The organism is Janthinobacterium psychrotolerans, from assembly GCF_001677885.1.
Classification (GTDB): Bacteria; Pseudomonadota; Gammaproteobacteria; order Burkholderiales; family Burkholderiaceae_D; genus Janthinobacterium; species Janthinobacterium psychrotolerans.
The window spans coordinates 284096-301999 of sequence record NZ_LOCQ01000061.1; the positions used below are offsets into that span (position 1 = coordinate 284096).

Here is a 17904-nt window from a genome sequence, read left to right on the forward strand (position 1 = left end):
TATTAAAAGCACCATGATTTACGACCGACAAGCCACTATCGGTATAATTGCCTGAAATAAATATTCAAGCTCATTCAGCCAGCCAGAAAGATTCCGCATGTTTTCATCATTAAAAACCCGTCTTATCGCCATTTGCATCGTGATCGTGATGTTGGCCATGCTGGTGATCACGTTCACCAATTTCATCACCACCCGCAGCAGCACCATGGCCTCGCTCAATGCCCAGATGCTGCAGCTGTCGGCCTTGCACGCAAAAGCCATCACGGACTGGGTGCGCGGCAAAAGCCAGGTGGTGTCGTCGCTGAAACTGGCGGCCGACCTGGCCGACCCGATCCCGTTCATTCAGTCGGCCCATGTGGCGGGCCAGTTCGACGATACCTATATCGGCTACCCCGACAAACGCATGCTGGCCTTGCACCCCATGCCCGACGGCTATGACCCGACCCAGCGCAACTGGTACCAGCAGGCGCTCAAGAGCGAGGCGCCCATCCTCACCACGCCCTACATGAGCACCAGTCCCGCCAAGCTGGTGGTGACGTTCGCCGCGGCGTTTGGTCCGAAGGGCGCGGCCACCGCCGTCGGCGCGGCCGATATCGAGATCGAGAACGTGGTGGCCAGCGTGGTGGCGATCAAGCCGACGGCCAGCAGCTTTGCCTTCCTGGTCGACGGCGCCGGCACCATCATCGCCCACCCCGATAAAAAACTGACGCTCAAGCCGGTGGCCGATTTTGACGCGTCGCTGTCCGGCGCCAGCCTGGCGCGCAGCGCCGCCACGCAAGAAGCAGCCGCCGTACATCTGCTGGGGCGCGACGGCCTGCTGTACGCCAGCAAGGTGCCCGGCACAGACTGGCTGCTGGTGATCGTGCTGGACCGCGCCGAAGCGACGGCGGCGCTCACGTCCATGCTGGGCAATTCGGCCGTGATGGCGCTGCTGGTGACCCTGGCGGCCGGCGCCGTGCTGGCGCTGCTGGTGGCCAAGGCGCTGCGCCGCCTGGCGCTGGTGCGCGACGCGCTCGACGATATCGCCTCGGGCGACGGCGACATGCGCAAGCGCCTCAATACCGATGGCGGCGACGAACTGGCGCAGATCGCGCGCGCCTTCAACCGTTTTGTCGACAAGATCTCGACCGTCCTGCACAGCATCCGCGACACCAGCAACGCGGTGCAGCTGTCGTCGGCGGAAATTGCCAGCGGCAACGCCGACCTGTCGGCGCGCACCGAATCGCAGGCCGGCTCGCTGGAACAGACGTCCAGTTCAATGGAGGAACTGACGGCCACGGTGCGCCAGAATGCCGCCAACGCGGTGCAGGCCAGCGAGCTGGCGCTGTCGGCGTCCGGCGTGGCCAGCCAGGGCGGCAGCGTGTTTTCGCAGGTGGTCTCCACCATGGGCTCGATCAAGCAGAGTTCGAACCGCATCACCGACATCATCGGCGTGATCGACGGCATCGCCTTCCAGACCAATATCCTGGCGCTGAACGCGGCGGTGGAAGCGGCGCGGGCCGGCGAGCAAGGCCGCGGTTTCGCCGTGGTGGCGTCGGAAGTGCGCAACCTGGCGCAGCGCTCGGCCAGCGCCGCGCGCGAAATCAAGACCCTGATCGTCGACTCGGGCGCCGAGATCGACAGCGGCGAGCGGCTGGTCAACCAGGCCGGCAATACCATCGGCAATATCGTCGACGCCATCCAGGGCCTGGCCGAACTGATGCGCGACATCACCCGGGCCAGCCAGGAACAGAGCCAGGGCATCGAAGAAGTCAACCGCGCCATCAGCCACATGGACGACATCACCCAGCAAAACTCGGCCCTGGTGGAAGAGTCGGCGGCGGCCACGGAAAGCCTGAAACAGATGGCCCAGCATCTGTGCGAGGTGGTCGGCGGCTTCAAGCTGGCGGAACCACCTGCCAGCCCGGCCACACTGGCCCGCAAGGCGCTGCGCTGACGCTAGCGCGGGGCCAGCGCCAGCCCGCCATTCAGGCTGAACGATTGCTGGTGGCCCAGCCGGCGCAGGCACTGCGCGGCCTTCATGCTGCGGTTGCCGCTGCGGCAGAAAAACACGATCGGGCGCTGCGGCGCACGCAGCCAGCCGGCCACTGCACCGGCCAGGCGGCTCAATGGCACGCTGTGCACGGCGTGGCCGTCGAACACCTGTCCCATGCAGGCGGCCTGTTCATGCGCTTCGCGCACATCGACCACGATGGCGTCCGGATGCGCGGGCAACCACGCCGCCAGGCCGGCCGTATCGAGCTGCAAGGCCGGCGCCACCGCCGGCTGCACCGGACGCACGGTGGCGCAGATGCTGCCATCGTCGCGCGAGCCGCACAGCACGGTGTCCGGCGTGACCAGATCCGGGCTCAGCAAGGCCGCCACCACGCGCGCATCGAGCGCGCCCGTGAAGGCCAGGCTGTTGCCCAGCAAATACACCTGGGTATCGCCGCAATCGATGCGGCGCAGGCCGGCGCCAAACGCCAGCCGCCCCTGCGCATCGAAGGCGTCGGTGGAATCGATCGCCAGCGCCTCTTGCAGCGACTGGCGCGCCGCGCCCTGGTCGCGCGGCGCGTCGGTATGCACGATGGCCTGCACGCGATAGCCCTGGCAGCGCACGAAGGCGGCCAGGCGCGGCACCAGCGCCGCTTGCGGGTCGACGATCACGCAGCTGCTGCTGGCCGCGTCCGCCAGCAGCCAGGTGCTGCGGCCATCGACGCTCAGCTCCGTGACGCCGTCGCGCACGGCGGACGACGGCGCCAGGGGAGCCAGGGGAGCCGGAGCGGACGGCAGCAGACAGCTGGCGCGCAGCGCCTGGCCACAGCGCTCGATGCGTTCGCAGGCGGCGACGATGGTCGCTTCGTCCGTCAGCGGGCCGAACGACATGCGGATCGCCGAACTGGCGCGCCAGGCCGGCACCTCCATCGCTTCGAGCACATAGCTGGGCAAGGCTTTCGACGCCGAGCAGGCGCTGCCCGAACTGACGCGCACGCCGGCCGCGTCGAACAGGTCCAGCAGTTCTTTCGATGACACGCCCGGCACCGAAAAATTCAGGGTGGTCGGCAGCGACAGCGCGAACGGCATATTGAAGACCAGGCCCGGCAAGGCGCTTTGCAGGCTGGCGGCCAGGCGCATGCGAAATTGCGCCAGTTCGCCATGACTGCGGAAGGTCACGCCATCGTCCAGCGCCGCCAGCACGGCGCCCAGCGCGGCGATGCCGGCCATGTTTTCGGTGCCCGAGCGCTGTCCCGTTTCCTGGCCGCCGCCCATGATCAGCGGCGTGAATGGCGCGCCGGCGCGCACGTACAGCATGCCGATGCCTTTCGGCGCATACAGCTTGTGGCCCGAAAACGGCGCGTAATCGATGCGCGTGGCCGCCAGGTTCAGCTGCAGCTTGCCCAGCGCCTGCACGCAGTCGACCATCCAGCAGGCATGGGCGCCGCGCTCTTCGAGCAGTTGCGCGATCGCCGTCAGGTCGCTGATCACGCCGGTTTCATTGTTGGCCGCCATGGTGCACAGCATCGCCGTTTCGCCGATCAGTTCGTCCAGCACCGCCAGGTCGTGGCGGCCGTCGCTGTCGACCGGCAGCGCGCGCAGGGTCAGGTTCAGGCCCAGCAGGCGGTTCCAGTGCGCCAGGCTTTCCGGCACGGCCTTGTGTTCGGTCGCGCCGTACAGCAGCAGGCTGCCGATGCGCTGGCCCGCGTCGCGCCGTTCGCGCAGCGCGCACAGCGCCGACAGCACGGCCGTCTGTATGCCCTCGGTGGCGCCGCTGTTGAACATCAGCCGCCCTTCGCCGCTGCCGAGCAGGCGGCGCGCCAGCGCGCGCACGCCGTCCATCATCGCCCTGGCCTGCAGGCCGGTGGCATGGGTGCTGCTGGGGTTGCCATAGCCGTGCGCCATGGCGGCGCTGGCGGCGGCGACGGCGGCGGGCAGCACGCCGGTGGTGGCGTTGCAGTCGAGGTAGATGTCTTTCATGATGTTCGCTGGGGATTGGGCAGGTGAACAGTCTACCAAGCGCTGCCCGTGAAGATATGCCAAAATTTACTGGCGATGCGCTACCATGCAGCATGTTCATGCTACCAATCGCGAGATAAACAAATGAATTCACTTTCCCATCCGCTCGACAAATTCGACTGCGCCATCCTGGCCGCGCTGCAAAGCGACGGCACGCTGTCGATCGCCGCCCTGAGCGAACGTATTGGCCTGTCGAGCACGCCATGCTGGAAGCGGCTCAAGCGCCTGGAGGAAGAGGGGTATATCGAGAGCCGCGTGGCGATTGTCAATCGCCAGAAAGTCGGCCTGCCGGTGACGGTGTTCGTCAGCGTGCGCACCGGCCAGCATGACGAAAAATGGCTGCGCCGCTTTGCCGCCGCCGTCATCGTGCTGCCGGAAGTGCAGGAATTTCACCGCATGAGCGGCGACATCGATTATTTGCTGAAAGTCGTCACCACCGACATCAAGGGCTATGACCTGTTCTACAAAAAGCTGATCAAGGCGGCGCAGCTGCTGGGCGTGTCATCGGCGTTTTCCATGGAACAGATCAAATACAGCACCGAACTGCCGCTGGAACTGATCGCCCACGGCCTGCCCGCCTGAGGTGATCAGATCGCCGGCTGCCTGAGCGTGGCGGCGTGCTTGAAAAAGTCGTAGATGCCGCTTTCGCTCATGCGGCGCGCGTTGGCCAGTTCGCCGCCCTTGGTGGCGTACAGCACCTGGTTGTCGCTGCTCGACACCAGCACGGCGGCCGGTATGCCTTTTTTCAGCGGATTGCCATAGGCGTTCGCCACGTCCAGGTTATGGTCGAAGTTGCCCACATCGACCTTCACCACCTTGAATTCCTTCTGCATCAGCGCGGCGTTTTTGCCTTCCTTCAAGGCCTTGTCAAGCGCGCGGCAGTCTTCGCACCAGTTGGCGCCAAAGATCAGCAGCACCGGCACATGGGCCGCCTTCGCGTGCGCCAGCGCCTGCGCCACCTCGGCCTTGGCGTCGGCCGCCGTGTTGTAGGGCAGATGCTGGGCGGCGGCCGGTGCGGGCGTTGGCGCGGCGGCGATGGCGGCGCCGGACAGCAGCAGGCTGGTGAGAACAGTGGCAAGAAGACGCATGAGAGGCTCCGGAAAAATAAGACATGAGGCAGGCTGACGACGGTCAGCGAGCACGACAGTCCAGGATATGCCTGCTGCGCAGAAATATCCACAATTCATTTGCACTGTGCTTATGCGGAAAGCATATAAGCATGCGCCGGCAGCGAATGCGCACGCATGGGATAATGTCCAGCTCTGCATGAGCAACGCGAACGCGCCCTCCCCACCATGACGACTTCTTTCCTGGCACGCTGGCTGCCGCAACCGAACAATGGCAGCCGCCGCGAACAATTGCGCGCCTGCGCCGGCGCCATCTGCGGCCTGCTGCTCACCGGCGTGACCTGCCATTTCCTGCTGGCCCCGAACAGCGCCAGCATCTATCTGATCGCGCCCATGGGCGCCTCCGCCGTCTTGCTGTTCTGCCTGCCCGCCAGCCCGCTGGCCCAGCCGTGGTCGGTGGTGGGCGGCAATGTGGTGTCCGGCCTGATGGGCGCGGCCTGCGTCAAATGGTTCGGCCCTGGCGTGGGCGTGGCGGCGCTGGCCGCCTGCCTGGCGATCGCCGCCATGTTCGCGCTGCGCTGCCTGCATCCGCCGGGCGGCGCGGTGGCCTTGACGACGGTGGTTGGCGGCGCCAGCGTGCATGCGGCCGGCTTTGAATTCGTCTTCGTGACCGTGCTGTTCAACTCCGCCATCCTGGTCGCCTGCGCCGTGCTGTACAACAACCTGACGGGACGCCGCTATCCGCACAGCCAGCAGCTGGCGCCGGCCCATCCGCATGCCACCGACGACGAGGTGCCAAGCGCGCGCCTGGGCTTTACGGCCGACGACCTCGACGCCGTGCTGCGCCAGCACAGCGAGGTGCTCGACATCAGCCGCGACGACCTGCAGGCGATCTTTTTGCAAACGGAACTGCGCGCCTGGCAGCGCCGCTTCGGCGTCGTGACCTGTGCCGACATCATGTCGAAGGATGTATTGCATGTCGAATTCGGCACGCCGCTGGACGAAGCCTGGCGCACCATGCGCCAGCACGATATCGGCGCCCTGCCGGTGCTCAACCGCGCGCGCCGCGTGATCGGCATCATCACGCAGACCGACTTCTTGCGCCATGGCGGCCTCGACGATTACGAGGGCATGCGCCATCGCCTGCGCGCCATCTTGCAGCGCAGCGGCCTGTCGCACACGGAGCGTCCGGAGGTGGTGGGCCAGCTGATGACGCACAAGCCGCATGCGGCGCGCCTGGGCACGCCCATCATCGACCTGGTGCCGCTGATGGCCGACGCCGGCTATCACCATATTCCGATACTTGACGACCAAGATCGGCTGGCCGGCATCATCAGCCAGTCCGACCTGATGGCGGCGCTGTATGAAACGCGTTTTGCCGAGGCGGCGGCATGAACACCTTCGACGCCGTGCTTGCCAGTGCGGCGGGCAGCGTGCCCGTCAGCGCGCATTTTTTTGGCGCGACGCTGGTGGCCGGCGACACCCGCGTGGACGCCGGCGACATCATCGTCAGCGTCGGCGGCATGGAACAGCCCGAGTTGTTCCTGAACTGGCTTGATGCGCAGGGCCGGCAGGCGTCGCTCAAACCGCTGGCGCCCGGCGATATCGCCACCGTGCTGCAGCAGGCGCCGGCTTCCTTGCAGCCATCGCTGCAGCAACCGTGGCGCGAGCGCAAGCAGAACCGGCGGCAGGTGTCGGCCTGGCTGGCCGGCCTGTCGGCTGCGGCGCTGCTGGCCGGTGCCTTGTTCTGGTGGCAAGGCAGCAATGCCATCGGCGCGCTGGCCGGCCTGATCCCGCTGTCGACGGAAAAGCAACTGGGCGAGCTGGCGCTGGCGCAGGTGCGCGCCCAGGGCAGCCTGGCCGCCAGCGGCGCGGCGCAGCAGACGGTGCAGGAGATCGGCCAGCGCCTGACGGCAGGCTCGCGCTACCAGTACCGCTGGTTCGTCAGGCAGGACGACAGCGTCAACGCGTTCGCCATGCCGGGCGGCATCATCGTCGTGCACACGGGCTTGCTGCGCCAGGCCGCCAGCCCCGGTGAGCTGGCCGGCGTGCTGGCGCATGAAGTGCAGCACGTGGAACAGCGCCACTCGCTGCGGCAGATGATCACCAGCCTTGGCTGGGGTGCGCTGGTGGCCGTGACCCTCGGCGATATCAGCGCCGTGGCCGCCATGCTGGCGCACCAGGCCGGCACCATGTATTTCAGCCGCGATATGGAAGAAGAAGCGGACCGGCTCGGCGTGCAAGCCTTGCAGCGCGCCCGCATCCGCCCCGACGGCATGCTGGCGTTTTTCCGGAAGCTGGGCAAGGACGACCAGGGCAAGGCGCAGGCGCCGGGCTGGATATCGTCGCATCCGCAAACGGCGGCGCGCGTGCAGCGCGTCACGGCCCTGATCGAGGCCACACCCTGCATGGACTGCCTGCCATTGAGCAGCAGCCATTGGCGGGCCATGAAAGCGGCCTTGCCTCCCGCCGACAAGTAGCCAAGCGGCGCAAGATTTCCTGCAAGCGAGTTGAACGATGGCGTATGCTTACGCCCCGGCCACTGATCGCCATCCCATGGTCATCCCATTCCTGTTCTCCTTACCAAGGATCTCGCGCATGAAGCATCGTTACGCTCTCGGCACCCTCGCCGCCTCCCTGTTGCTGGTCTTTGCGCCGCTGTCGCAAGCGGCCCGGTCCGCTGCCCAGCCTGTGGCCGTCAGTGCGCCGCAAGCCAGGCAAGCCTTGCAAGTCGTGGCCGACCAGTATTACGATGCCCTGGCCCGTTTCGAGCCCATCAACGCCACCGAGAGCGGCGACAACCGTTTTGACGACCAGCTCGGTTCGGCCATCGTGCCGGCCGCGCGCGCCAGACAGTTTGCCCTGTACCGCCAGTACCAGAAGAGCTTGCGCGCAATTTCCCGCAAGCAGTTGTCGCAGCATGACCAGATCAACTACGACATCCTCGACTACGAACTGGCGACCGCCCTGTCGTTCGAGCGTTTCCCCGAATACCTGCTGCCCCTGAACCAGATGGACAGCATGCCCGTTACCCTGGCCAATTACGCGGGTGGCGAAGCGTCGCAGCCCTTGACCACCGTCAAGCAGTACGACGCCTACCTGAGCCGCCTGAACCAGCTGCCCGGCTGGATCGACCAGGCGATCGCCAATATGCGCACCGGCATGCAGAAGAAGATCGTGCTGCCGAAAGCGCTGATCGAGTCCGCCCTGCCGCAATTTAAGAAACTGGTCAGCGCCACGCCGCAGGACAGCGTGTATTACACGCCCGTCAAGAACCTGCCGGCCGGCTTCGATGAGGCCGACAAGACGCGCCTGACGCAAGGCTATGCCGAGGTCGTCGGCGCCAGGCTGATGCCGGCCCTGCAGCGCCTTGCCACCTTCATGGAAACCGAGTACCTGCCGGCCGGCCGCGCCAGCAGCGGCTGGAGCGCCCTGCCCGACGGCGCCGCCTGGTACCAGGCGCGCGTGGCGTCCGGCACCACCACCAGTTTGAAACCGGAACAGATCCACGCCATCGGCCTGAAGGAAGTGGCGCGCATCCAGGGCCAGTACGCGATAGTCGGCCCGAAAATGGGTTACACGGGCCCGGCCGCCGGCCTGCCGGTGTGGGTCTCGGAACAGGTGAAATACCGGCCGTTCAAGACCGACCAGGAAGTGCTCGATGTGTACCGCAAGCTGAACGTGCTGCTCGATACCAAATTGCCGGCCCTGTTTACGCTGGTGCCGAAAGCGCCGCTGGACCTGCGCCTGGAACCCGAACTGAGCCGCGACACGGCGGCCGACCACTACACGGCGCCAGCTGCCGACGGCTCGCGCCCGGGCGTATTCTGGTCGGTGGTGACGGACCCGAAACTGTATGGCGACACCGGCATGACCACCTTGTTCCTGCACGAAGGCAAGCCGGGCCACCATTTCCACCTGGCGCTGGTGCAGGAAATGGACTTGCCGAACTTCCGCCGTTTCGGCGGCAACAATGCCTTTACGGAAGGCTGGGCCCTGTACGCTGAAACCCTGGGCAAGGAAATGGGCCTGTTCGACGATCCGGCGCAATACTTTGGCCACCTGAACGACGAAATGCTGCGCGCGGTGCGCCTGGTGGTCGACACCGGTCTGCACACCAAGGGCTGGACGCGCGAGCAGACCATCAAGTACATGCGCGACACCCTGGGCTACGACGCGGTGGCGAAAAGCGAGACGGAACGCTATATGGCGTGGCCGGGCCAGGCGCTGGGCTACAAGATCGGCGCGCTGAAAATCATCGAACTGCGCCAGCGCGCGCAAGCGGCGCTGGGTGACAAGTTCAGCCTGCCGAAATTCCATGAGGTGGTGCTGGGCGACGGCACCCTGCCGCTGACCCTGCTGGAAGCCAAGGTCGACCGCTGGATCGCGCAGCAACACTAAGCCACGGCGCTGCGTTCATTTGACGCAACGCAGCGCACTGCCAGAAAAGTATGCTGCCGGTCACGGCGCCAGGAACCGATGGCGCCTGGCCGTGCCTAACTTCCATCTTCATGGGAGGCAGCATGCAAAGCGAAGGCAAGAGCGACGGCGCCACCACGCGCCCATCGAACTGGCGGCCGATACCGAACCTGCGCGACGGCAACGCCGATGCGCACGCCGACGACAGCGACAGCGGCACCGGCGCCCTGCTCCATTACACCAGCGCGCGCGACCAGCCCGACGGCCGCGCGCACCGGCGCCTGCCCGGCGAGGGCCGCCAGCGGCCGCAACTGCTGGGCAATGCGCTGGGCTGGTTCAGCATCGCGCTGGGCCTGGCGCAATTGCTGGCGCCGCGCAGCGTGGCGCGCGCCAGCGGCCTGAACAACGTCTCGCCGTTGCTGATACGCGCCATCGGCGTACGCGAACTGGCCAGCGGCATCGGCTTGCTGCGCCAGGACACGCCGCCGGCCTGGCGCTGGTCGCGCGTGGCCGGCGACGCCATGGACCTGTCGCTGCTGGGCGTGGCCATGGCCAGCCCGCGCCATGTGCGCTCGCGCCTGGCGACGGCGGCGGCGCTGGTGGCCGGTGTTGCCGCCATCGACTATATCGCCAGCGTGCAGCTGGCGCCGCGCAAGCTCAGCGAGCTGCCCGCGCCCGGCGAAAGCGGCCTGGCCATGCAAAAAAGCGTGATCGTCAACCGCTCGGCCGAAGACTGCTACCAGGCCTGGCGCAGCCTGGAAAACCTGCCGCGTTTCATGCCCGGCCTGCAATCGGTGCAGGTGCTCGACGCGCGCCGTTCGCGCTGGCACAGCGCCGAGGGCGTATGGACGGGCGAACTGACGCGCGAGGAACCGGGCAAGCGCCTGGACTGGCGCGCCGAGGAAAACCACGATGAAACGGGGGCGCTGGAATTCTCGCCGGCGCCTGGCGGGCGCGGCACGGTGGTGACCCTGCACCTGCACATGCGCCCGCCGGCCGGCAAGGTCGGCACGGCCGTCGGCCAGCTGTTCAGCGAGGGGCCCGCCTACAAGCTCGAAATGACCTTGCGCCGCTTCAAGCAGTGGATGGAAACGGGCGAAGTGGCCACCACCGAAGGCCAGCCCAGCGGCAAGCGCAGCCTCAAGGCGCGGCTGCTGCACAAGACGGTCAAGGCCGCCAATGGCGCCGCCCCAACCGCGTCAGCAACCTCACCAGGAGAGCACCCATGAAAGCCACCTGCTGGCACGGCAAGCGCGACGTGCGGGTCGAGCAAGTGCCCGATCCCACCATCCTCAATCCGCGCGACGCCATCATCAAGGTCAGTTCCACCGCCATTTGCGGCTCCGACCTGCACCTGTACAACGGCGTCGTGCCGGCCATGGAGCAAGGCGATATCCTCGGCCATGAATTCATGGGCGAAGTGGTGGCGCTGGGCGCTGGCGTGAGCAAGCTGACGGTGGGCGAGCGGGTGGTGGTGCCGTTCCCGATCGCCTGCGGCCAGTGCTTCTTTTGCGAGCAGCAGCTGTTTTCCGTGTGCGAAAACTCGAATCCCAACGCCTATCTGGCCGAGAAAATGTGGGGCCATGCGGGCGCCGGCATCTTCGGCTATTCGCACCTGACGGGCGGCTATGCGGGCGGCCAGGCCGAGTTCGTGCGCGTGCCCTATGCCGATGTCGGCCCGATCAGCATACCGGCCGAACTGAAGGATGAAGAAGTGCTGTTCCTGTCCGATATCCTGCCGACCGGCTATATGGCGGCCGAGGCCTGCGACATCAAGCCGGGACAGGTGGTGGCGGTGTGGGGTTGCGGCCCGGTCGGCCAGTTTGCCATCCAGAGCGCCTTTTTGCTGGGCGCCGAGCGCGTGATCGCCATCGACCGCCAGCCCGAGCGGCTACGCATGGCGCGTGAACTGTCGGGCGCGGAAACCCTGCACTTCGAAGAAGTCGACGTACCCGACGCGCTGCGCGAAATGACCGGCGGGCGCGGTCCCGACGCGTGCATCGACGCGGTCGGCATGGAAGCGCATGGCGCCGGCATCGGCCAGGTCTACGACCGCCTCAAGCAGACCCTGAAACTGGAATCGGACCGCCCCATCGCCCTGCGCGAAGCCTTGATGAGCTGCCGCAATGGCGGCGTGGTGTCGGTGGCCGGCGTGTATGGCGGCTTCAGCGACAAGTTTCCCTTCGGCTCGGCGATGAACCGCTCGCTGACCATACGGACCGGGCAAACCCATGTGCAGCGCTACCTGCAGCCGCTGCTGGAGCGCATACAGCGCGGCCAGTTCAATCCGGCCGCCATCATCTCGCACCACCTGAGCCTGGATGAGGCGCCGCATGGCTATGAAATCTTCCAGAAAAAGCAGGAGCAATGCATCAAGGTGGTGATGCACCCAGGCTGAGCACGTTGTTTATACCAGAAGAGCGGCGCTCATCGAGCGCACCTCTTCGCCCGATTCCGCGAGGATGCTTTGTAGCGTCTCATTGTCGATGATGAAGTCGATCACGGAATCGGACGGCGTGAGCATTTCAATAAAGGTCGTTTGCAGCGGCGACGGTACCGGCGCCAGCTGCTTGGCCAGCAGCAGGGTGTCGAGCAGGGAATCGGGCGGAATTGCCAGCAAGCCGTCGCGCAGGCCTTCGATGGCGTCGCTGACGGGCAGCGGTATCAGCAGCTTTTTCATGACTTCGCGCGAAATGATCTCTTCGGCCGATTCCAGCCACTGCTCGTCGTCTTCGTCCAGCAGGCCGGGAAATTCATCGGCGCGCGACAGCAGGTAGAAGCCACCGACTTCGTGCACGATGCCGGCGAACAGGGCCGTGTCGGCATCGACGTGCGTGACGCGGCGCGCGATCACATGGGCCAGCGCAGCCACGTGCGCCGTATGTTCCCACAGCTGGGCCGCCTTGTGGCGCAATACCGGGTCGACGATCTTGCTGCCGAACTGGCGCACCACCATCGCCGCCACCAGCGAATACAGATTGCGGTAACCCATGCGCATGACGGCGGCGCGCACGCTGGTGACGGGCCGCGCATCGCCGCGGCTGTAGACGGCTGAGTTGGCCAGGGCGACGGTACGCGCCGCCAGCAAGGGTTCGGCCAGCACCAGTTTGATCGCATGATCAATATGGCAATCGGGTTCGGCCAGCGCCAGTTGCAAGTGCAGCGCGGAATTGACGCTGGTGGGAAACACCAGTTCACCGCGCACCGCCTGGGAAACAATCAAACCGAATGCCTGTAGTTTATTCATGATGCAATCATCCGCCTCCGAGATTATTTGCGTATGGTAACTTTATCGCAGAAACGTCGTGTCGACGCTTCGATCAGCCGGCGCTGGCTTCCGGCGCCGAGATGGCCTGCAGATTCGTTTCATCGCCGATCACAAACAGCTTGGGCTGTTGCAATACCTGCAGCAGGAACGGCTGGCCTTCGCGCAGCCGGCGCTGGTAGTCAAGCAGGGTATACAGATTCGGATTGATTTTACGGCGCAAGGTTCGCTCGGCCGGCCCTAATCGCGTCAACAAATCGCCATAATTGGCCACATCGGCCACCAGCAGCACATCGATGGCGCTGCCGGGCAGGTCCTGCCCCTTGGCTGTCGCGCCATAGACAAAGGCCAGCTGCAGTTCGGCACGCAGCGGCGCCAGGGTACTGCTGAGCACCCCCACCAGGCCGAAGGTCTTTTGCACCAGCACGCTCAACTCGGGATACACCAGGCTCTCCTTGTTCGGCCAGAAGCGCCGCACATTGCCGATGCGCTCGGACGTGATCAACCCCGCCTCATGCAGCCGCCGCAACTCGCGCTGCGCCGACGCACTGCCCAGCCCGGTCAGGCGCATGATCTCGTTCAGATGAAAACCTTCATTGACGCGGACAAACAGCAGGCCCAGCAGCTTTTGCTGGGCGGGAGTGAACAGGGCTTGGGCAATCATGTGCCAGATCTTAGCACGAGCACGCTGGAAACTGGCGTGGAAAGGCTAGCCCGACTTGTTAATGTTCCCACAGACGTCAGCTTGTTCCGCAAACACTGCGGACGAAAAAAAACGGCACCAGAGATGACTCCCTGGTGCCGTTCTTGTCAGCTAGCAGCTAGTGTTACGCTTCGTCGCCGTGGTGATGCTGGGCCTGCGTTTCGATGTCCTGCAACGCTTCGGCAGCTTCGCCAGCCATCGAGGCTTTTTCTGCCAGCAGCAGGGCTTGACGCTCTTCCACTTCCCACGCTTCCTTCTCTTTGCGTGCGCGGTGGAAGGCCAGACCCGTACCGCCAGGGATCAGGCGGCCGACGATGACGTTCTCTTTCAGGCCGCGCAGACCGTCGCGCTTGCCCATGATCGCCGCTTCGGTCAGCACGCGGGTGGTTTCCTGGAACGATGCGGCCGAGATAAACGAATCGGTCGACAGCGATGCCTTGGTAATACCCAGCAAGACGTTCTCGTAGGTCGCAGGAATCTTGTTCTCTTGCGCCATGCGATCGTTCTCGTCCAGCAGTTCCGAACGCTCCACCTGCTCGCCAACGATGTAGTTGGTGTCGCCGGCATTGACGATCTGAACGCGGCGCAGCATCTGACGCACGATCACTTCGATGTGCTTGTCATTGATCTTCACGCCTTGCAGACGGTACACGTCCTGCACTTCGTCGACGATGTAACGCGCCAGCGCTTCGATACCCAAGAGGCGCAGGATGTCTTGCGGATCGGCCGGGCCGTCCACGATCATCTCGCCCTTGTTCACGACCTGGCCGTCATGCACCAGCACTTGCTTGTCCTTGGTAATGAGGAACTCGTGCTTGTTGCCGTCCATGTCCGTGATTTCCAGACGCTGCTTGCCCTTGGTTTCCTTGCCGAACGCAACCGTACCCGTGACTTCGGCCAGCATGCCGGCGTCTTTCGGGGAACGGGCTTCGAACAGCTCGGCCACGCGTGGCAGACCACCGGTAATATCGCGTGTTTTTTGCGATTCGGTTGGAATACGTGCCAGCACTTCACCGACCGATACCGTCTGGCCGTCTTTCACCATGATCAGCGCGCCAACCTGGAAGCCGATCGCCACCGAATGTTCGGTGCCGGCGATCTTGACTTCTTCGTTCGCGTCGTTGATCAGCTTGACTTGCGGACGCAGGGTCTTGGTCAGCGAGCCACGACGTTTCGCATCGATCGCCACCAGGGTGGACAGACCGGTTACTTCGTCGACCTGGCGGGCCACGGTGACGCCTTCTTCGACGTTCTCGAAACGCACTTGACCGGCGTATTCGGTAATGATCGGACGGGTCAAAGGATCCCATGTCGCCAGGGCGGTGCCGGCCTTGATGACCATGCCGTCCTTGACGATCAGGGTCGCGCCGTACGGCACTTTGTGACGCTCGCGCTCACGGCCATGGTCGTCGGTGATCAGCACTTCGCCGGAACGGGAAATGACGATTTGCGCGCCCTTGCCGTTCGTCACGTAACGCATGGTTGCCGTGAAGCGGATGGTGCCGTTCGATTTCGCTTCCACCGACGATGCCACTGCCGCACGCGACGCCGCACCACCAATGTGGAAGGTACGCATGGTCAGCTGGGTACCCGGCTCACCAATCGACTGCGCTGCCACCACACCGACGGCTTCGCCGGCGTTGACCAGCATGCCGCGGCCCAGATCACGGCCATAGCACTTGGCGCACAGGCCGAAGCGTGTGTCGCAAGTCAGTGGCGTACGGACCTTGACTTCGTCGATCGACAGACGTTCGATCTCTTCGACCATGTCTTCGTCCATCAGCGTGCCGGCTTCGTACAGCGTTTCCTGCGATTCAGGATGGACGACATCGTGCACCGTCACGCGGCCGAGGATACGGTCACGCAATGGCTCGATGACTTCACCGCCTTCGACCAGCGCTTTCATCAGGGCGCCGTTCATGGTGCCGCAATCATCTTCGATCACGACCAGATCCTGCGTCACGTCGACCAGACGGCGCGTCAGGTAACCGGAGTTAGCCGTTTTCAGCGCCGTATCGGCCAGACCTTTACGAGCGCCGTGGGTCGAAATGAAGTACTGCAACACGTTCAGGCCTTCGCGGAAGTTCGCGGTAATCGGCGTTTCGATAATCGAACCATCCGGTTTGGCCATCAGACCACGCATACCGGCCAACTGGCGAATCTGGGCGGCGGAACCGCGCGCGCCGGAGTCGGCCATCATGTAAATGGCGTTGAACGATTCCTGCGTCGACTTGGTGCCGTCGCGGCGGATCACGTCTTCGACTTTCAGCTGGTCCATCATGGCCTTGCCGACTTCGTCCGAGGTCTTGCCCCAGATATCGACGACCTTGTTGTAACGCTCGCCGGCGGTCACCAGACCCGATGCGTACTGCTGCTCGATCTGCTTGACTTCCGATTCGGCCGTCGCGATCAGGGTGACTTTTTGAGGCGGTACCAGCATGTCGTCGACGCAGATCGAGATACCGGCGCGTGTCGCCAGGCGGAAACCCGATTGCATCAGTTTGTCTGCGAACACCACGGTGGCGCGCAGGCCGCACTTGCGGAACGACGTGTTGATCAGCTTGGAAATTTCTTTCTTTTTCAGTGCGCGATTGAGCACCGAGAAAGGCAGGCCTTTCGGCAGGATTTCCGACAGGATCGCACGGCCGATGGTGGTCTCGTAGCGGGTCACCGTTTTTTCGAATTCGCCGGTTTCCGCGTTTTTCGGGTATTCGGTAATACGCACGGTCACGCGGGTCGTCAGTTCGACTTCCTTGTTGTCGTAGGCGCGGATCACTTCCGACACGTCAGGGAACATCATGCCTTCGTTCTTGGCATTGATGGCTTCGCGCGTGGCGTAGTACAGACCGAGCACGATATCCTGCGACGGCACGATCGACGGTTCGCCGTTCGACGGGAACAGGATGTTGTTCGACGCCAGCATCAGCGTGCGCGCTTCCATCTGTGCTTCGATCGACAGGGGAACGTGGACCGCCATCTGGTCACCGTCGAAGTCGGCGTTGAATGCCGCGCAGACGAGTGGGTGCAGCTGGATGGCCTTGCCTTCGATCAGGACCGGCTCGAACGCCTGGATACCGAGGCGGTGCAGCGTAGGCGCACGGTTCAGCATGATCGGATGTTCACGGATCACGTCTTCCAGGATGTCCCAGACGACTGGTTCCTGGATCTCGACCAGCTTTTTGGCTGCCTTGATCGTGGTTGCCAGGCCCATCAGTTCCAGTTTATTGAAAATGAATGGCTTGAACAGTTCCAGCGCCATCAGTTTCGGCAAGCCGCACTGATGCAGTTTCAATTGCGGGCCCACCACGATGACCGAACGACCGGAGTAATCGACGCGTTTGCCCAGCAAGTTTTGACGGAAACGACCGCCCTTGCCTTTGATCATCTCGGCCAGGGACTTCAGCGGACGCTTGTTGGCGCCGGTCATCGCTTTGCCGCGACGGCCATTGTCCAGCAGCGAGTCGACCGCTTCCTGCAGCATGCGCTTTTCGTTGCGCGTGATGATCTCCGGAGCGCGCAGCTCCATCAGGCGTTTCAGGCGGTTGTTGCGGTTGATCACGCGGCGATACAGATCGTTCAGATCCGAGGTCGCGAAACGGCCACCGTCCAGCGGGACCAATGGGCGCAATTCCGGTGGCAGCACCGGCAGCACTTCCATGATCATCCAGTCAGGCTTGATGCCCGAACGCTGGAACGCTTCCAGCACTTTCAGGCGCTTGGCGTATTTCTTGATCTTCGCTTCGGACTTCGATTCCTTCAGTTCCACGCGCAGGGTTTCGGCATCGCGGTGGATGTCGATCGAGCGCAGCAGTTCACGGATACCTTCGGCGCCCATGAAGGCGGTGAAGTCGTCGCCGTACTCTTCGTACTTGGCGGCGTAGTCGTCTTCCGACATGATCTGGCACTTCTTCAGCGGGGTCATGCCGGGATCGGTGACGACGTATGCTTCGAAGTACAGCACGCGTTCGATGTCCCGCAACGTCATGTCCAGCACCATGCCCAGGCGCGACGGCAGGGATTTCAGGAACCAGATGTGCGCGGTCGGCGAGGCCAGTTCGATGTGGCCCATGCGCTCGCGGCGCACCTTGGCCAAGGTGACTTCGACGCCGCATTTTTCGCAGATCACGCCGCGGTGTTTCAGGCGCTTGTACTTGCCGCACAGGCACTCGTAGTCCTTGATCGGGCCAAAGATCTTGGCGCAGAACAGGCCATCGCGTTCAGGCTTGAAGGTACGGTAGTTGATGGTTTCCGGCTTTTTGACTTCGCCGTAGGACCACGAACGGATTTTCTCAGGCGAAGCGAGACCGATCTTGATTGCATCGAAGGTCTCGTTGGTCTGTACTTGCTTGAATAGATCGAGCAGTGCTTTCATGTATCACTCCAGAGGTGATTAAATTTCTATATTCCTGAGACTACATTGCCCGGCATGGTTTCCCAGCCGGGCTTTGTACTACTCA

At 64.1% G+C, this 17904-nt stretch carries 12 protein-coding genes; 7 read left to right on the forward strand and 5 right to left on the reverse strand.

Going from position 1 to position 17904, the window contains the following annotated elements:
* Nucleotides 1-97 precede the first annotated feature (97 nt).
* Nucleotides 98-1936, forward strand: a complete 1839-nt coding sequence (locus ASR47_RS28250) for a methyl-accepting chemotaxis protein (protein WP_065310171.1) — start codon at nt 98-100, stop codon at nt 1934-1936.
* 2 nt (nt 1937-1938) lie between these two features.
* Here ASR47_RS28250 and ASR47_RS23330 read toward each other — a convergent pair whose 3' ends face one another.
* Nucleotides 1939-3954 carry an aminotransferase class V-fold PLP-dependent enzyme gene (locus ASR47_RS23330; protein ID WP_065310172.1) on the reverse strand — a complete coding sequence of 672 codons (2016 nt, stop codon included), beginning with the start codon at nt 3952-3954 and terminating at the stop codon, nt 1939-1941.
* Nucleotides 3955-4077: 123 nt separating this feature from the next.
* Here ASR47_RS23330 and ASR47_RS23335 point away from each other — a divergent pair, with 123 nt between their 5' ends.
* A complete protein-coding gene (locus ASR47_RS23335) occupies nt 4078-4575 on the forward strand; it encodes an Lrp/AsnC family transcriptional regulator (RefSeq protein ID WP_065310173.1) in 498 nt (165 codons plus the stop codon).
* Nucleotides 4576-4580: 5 nt separating this feature from the next.
* Here ASR47_RS23335 and ASR47_RS23340 read toward each other — a convergent pair whose 3' ends face one another.
* Complete coding sequence (locus ASR47_RS23340; protein WP_082989122.1) at nt 4581-5081, reverse strand: thioredoxin family protein; 501 nt, start codon at nt 5079-5081, stop codon at nt 4581-4583.
* 207 nt (nt 5082-5288) lie between these two features.
* Here ASR47_RS23340 and ASR47_RS23345 point away from each other — a divergent pair, with 207 nt between their 5' ends.
* The 5 genes from ASR47_RS23345 to ASR47_RS23365 all read left to right on the forward strand — a co-directional run bounded on the left by ASR47_RS23345 (nt 5289) and on the right by ASR47_RS23365 (nt 11877).
* Complete coding sequence (locus ASR47_RS23345) at nt 5289-6455, forward strand: HPP family protein (protein WP_065310174.1); 1167 nt, start codon at nt 5289-5291, stop codon at nt 6453-6455.
* Nucleotides 6452-7540, forward strand: a complete 1089-nt coding sequence (locus ASR47_RS23350) for a M48 family metallopeptidase (protein ID WP_065310175.1) — start codon at nt 6452-6454, stop codon at nt 7538-7540. Before ASR47_RS23345 ends, ASR47_RS23350 begins: the two co-directional genes overlap by 4 nt.
* 118 nt (nt 7541-7658) lie before the next feature.
* Complete coding sequence (locus ASR47_RS23355) at nt 7659-9461, forward strand: DUF885 domain-containing protein (protein WP_065310176.1); 1803 nt, start codon at nt 7659-7661, stop codon at nt 9459-9461.
* A 122-nt stretch (nt 9462-9583) separates the two neighbouring features.
* Complete coding sequence (locus ASR47_RS23360) at nt 9584-10708, forward strand: SRPBCC family protein (RefSeq protein ID WP_171899024.1); 1125 nt, start codon at nt 9584-9586, stop codon at nt 10706-10708.
* Nucleotides 10705-11877: a zinc-dependent alcohol dehydrogenase gene (locus ASR47_RS23365; RefSeq protein ID WP_065310178.1), complete on the forward strand. Its 1173-nt coding sequence runs from the start codon at nt 10705-10707 to the stop codon at nt 11875-11877. The genes ASR47_RS23360 and ASR47_RS23365 overlap by 4 nt, the downstream gene beginning before the upstream one ends.
* 9 nt (nt 11878-11886) lie before the next feature.
* Here the strand turns inward: ASR47_RS23365 and ASR47_RS23370 are convergent, their stop codons facing one another.
* From ASR47_RS23370 to rpoC, 3 genes are all read right to left on the reverse strand, one after another.
* Nucleotides 11887-12726: an HDOD domain-containing protein gene (locus ASR47_RS23370; protein ID WP_065310179.1), complete on the reverse strand. Its 840-nt coding sequence runs from the start codon at nt 12724-12726 to the stop codon at nt 11887-11889.
* A 73-nt stretch (nt 12727-12799) separates the two neighbouring features.
* Entirely contained in the window at nt 12800-13408 is a 609-nt protein-coding gene (locus tag ASR47_RS23375; RefSeq protein ID WP_065310180.1) for a helix-turn-helix domain-containing protein, read from the reverse strand.
* A gap of 163 nt (nt 13409-13571) precedes the next feature.
* Nucleotides 13572-17819, reverse strand: coding sequence for a DNA-directed RNA polymerase subunit beta' (rpoC, locus tag ASR47_RS23380; RefSeq protein WP_065310181.1), 4248 nt, complete (start codon nt 17817-17819; stop codon nt 13572-13574).
* Nucleotides 17820-17904 lie beyond the last annotated feature (85 nt).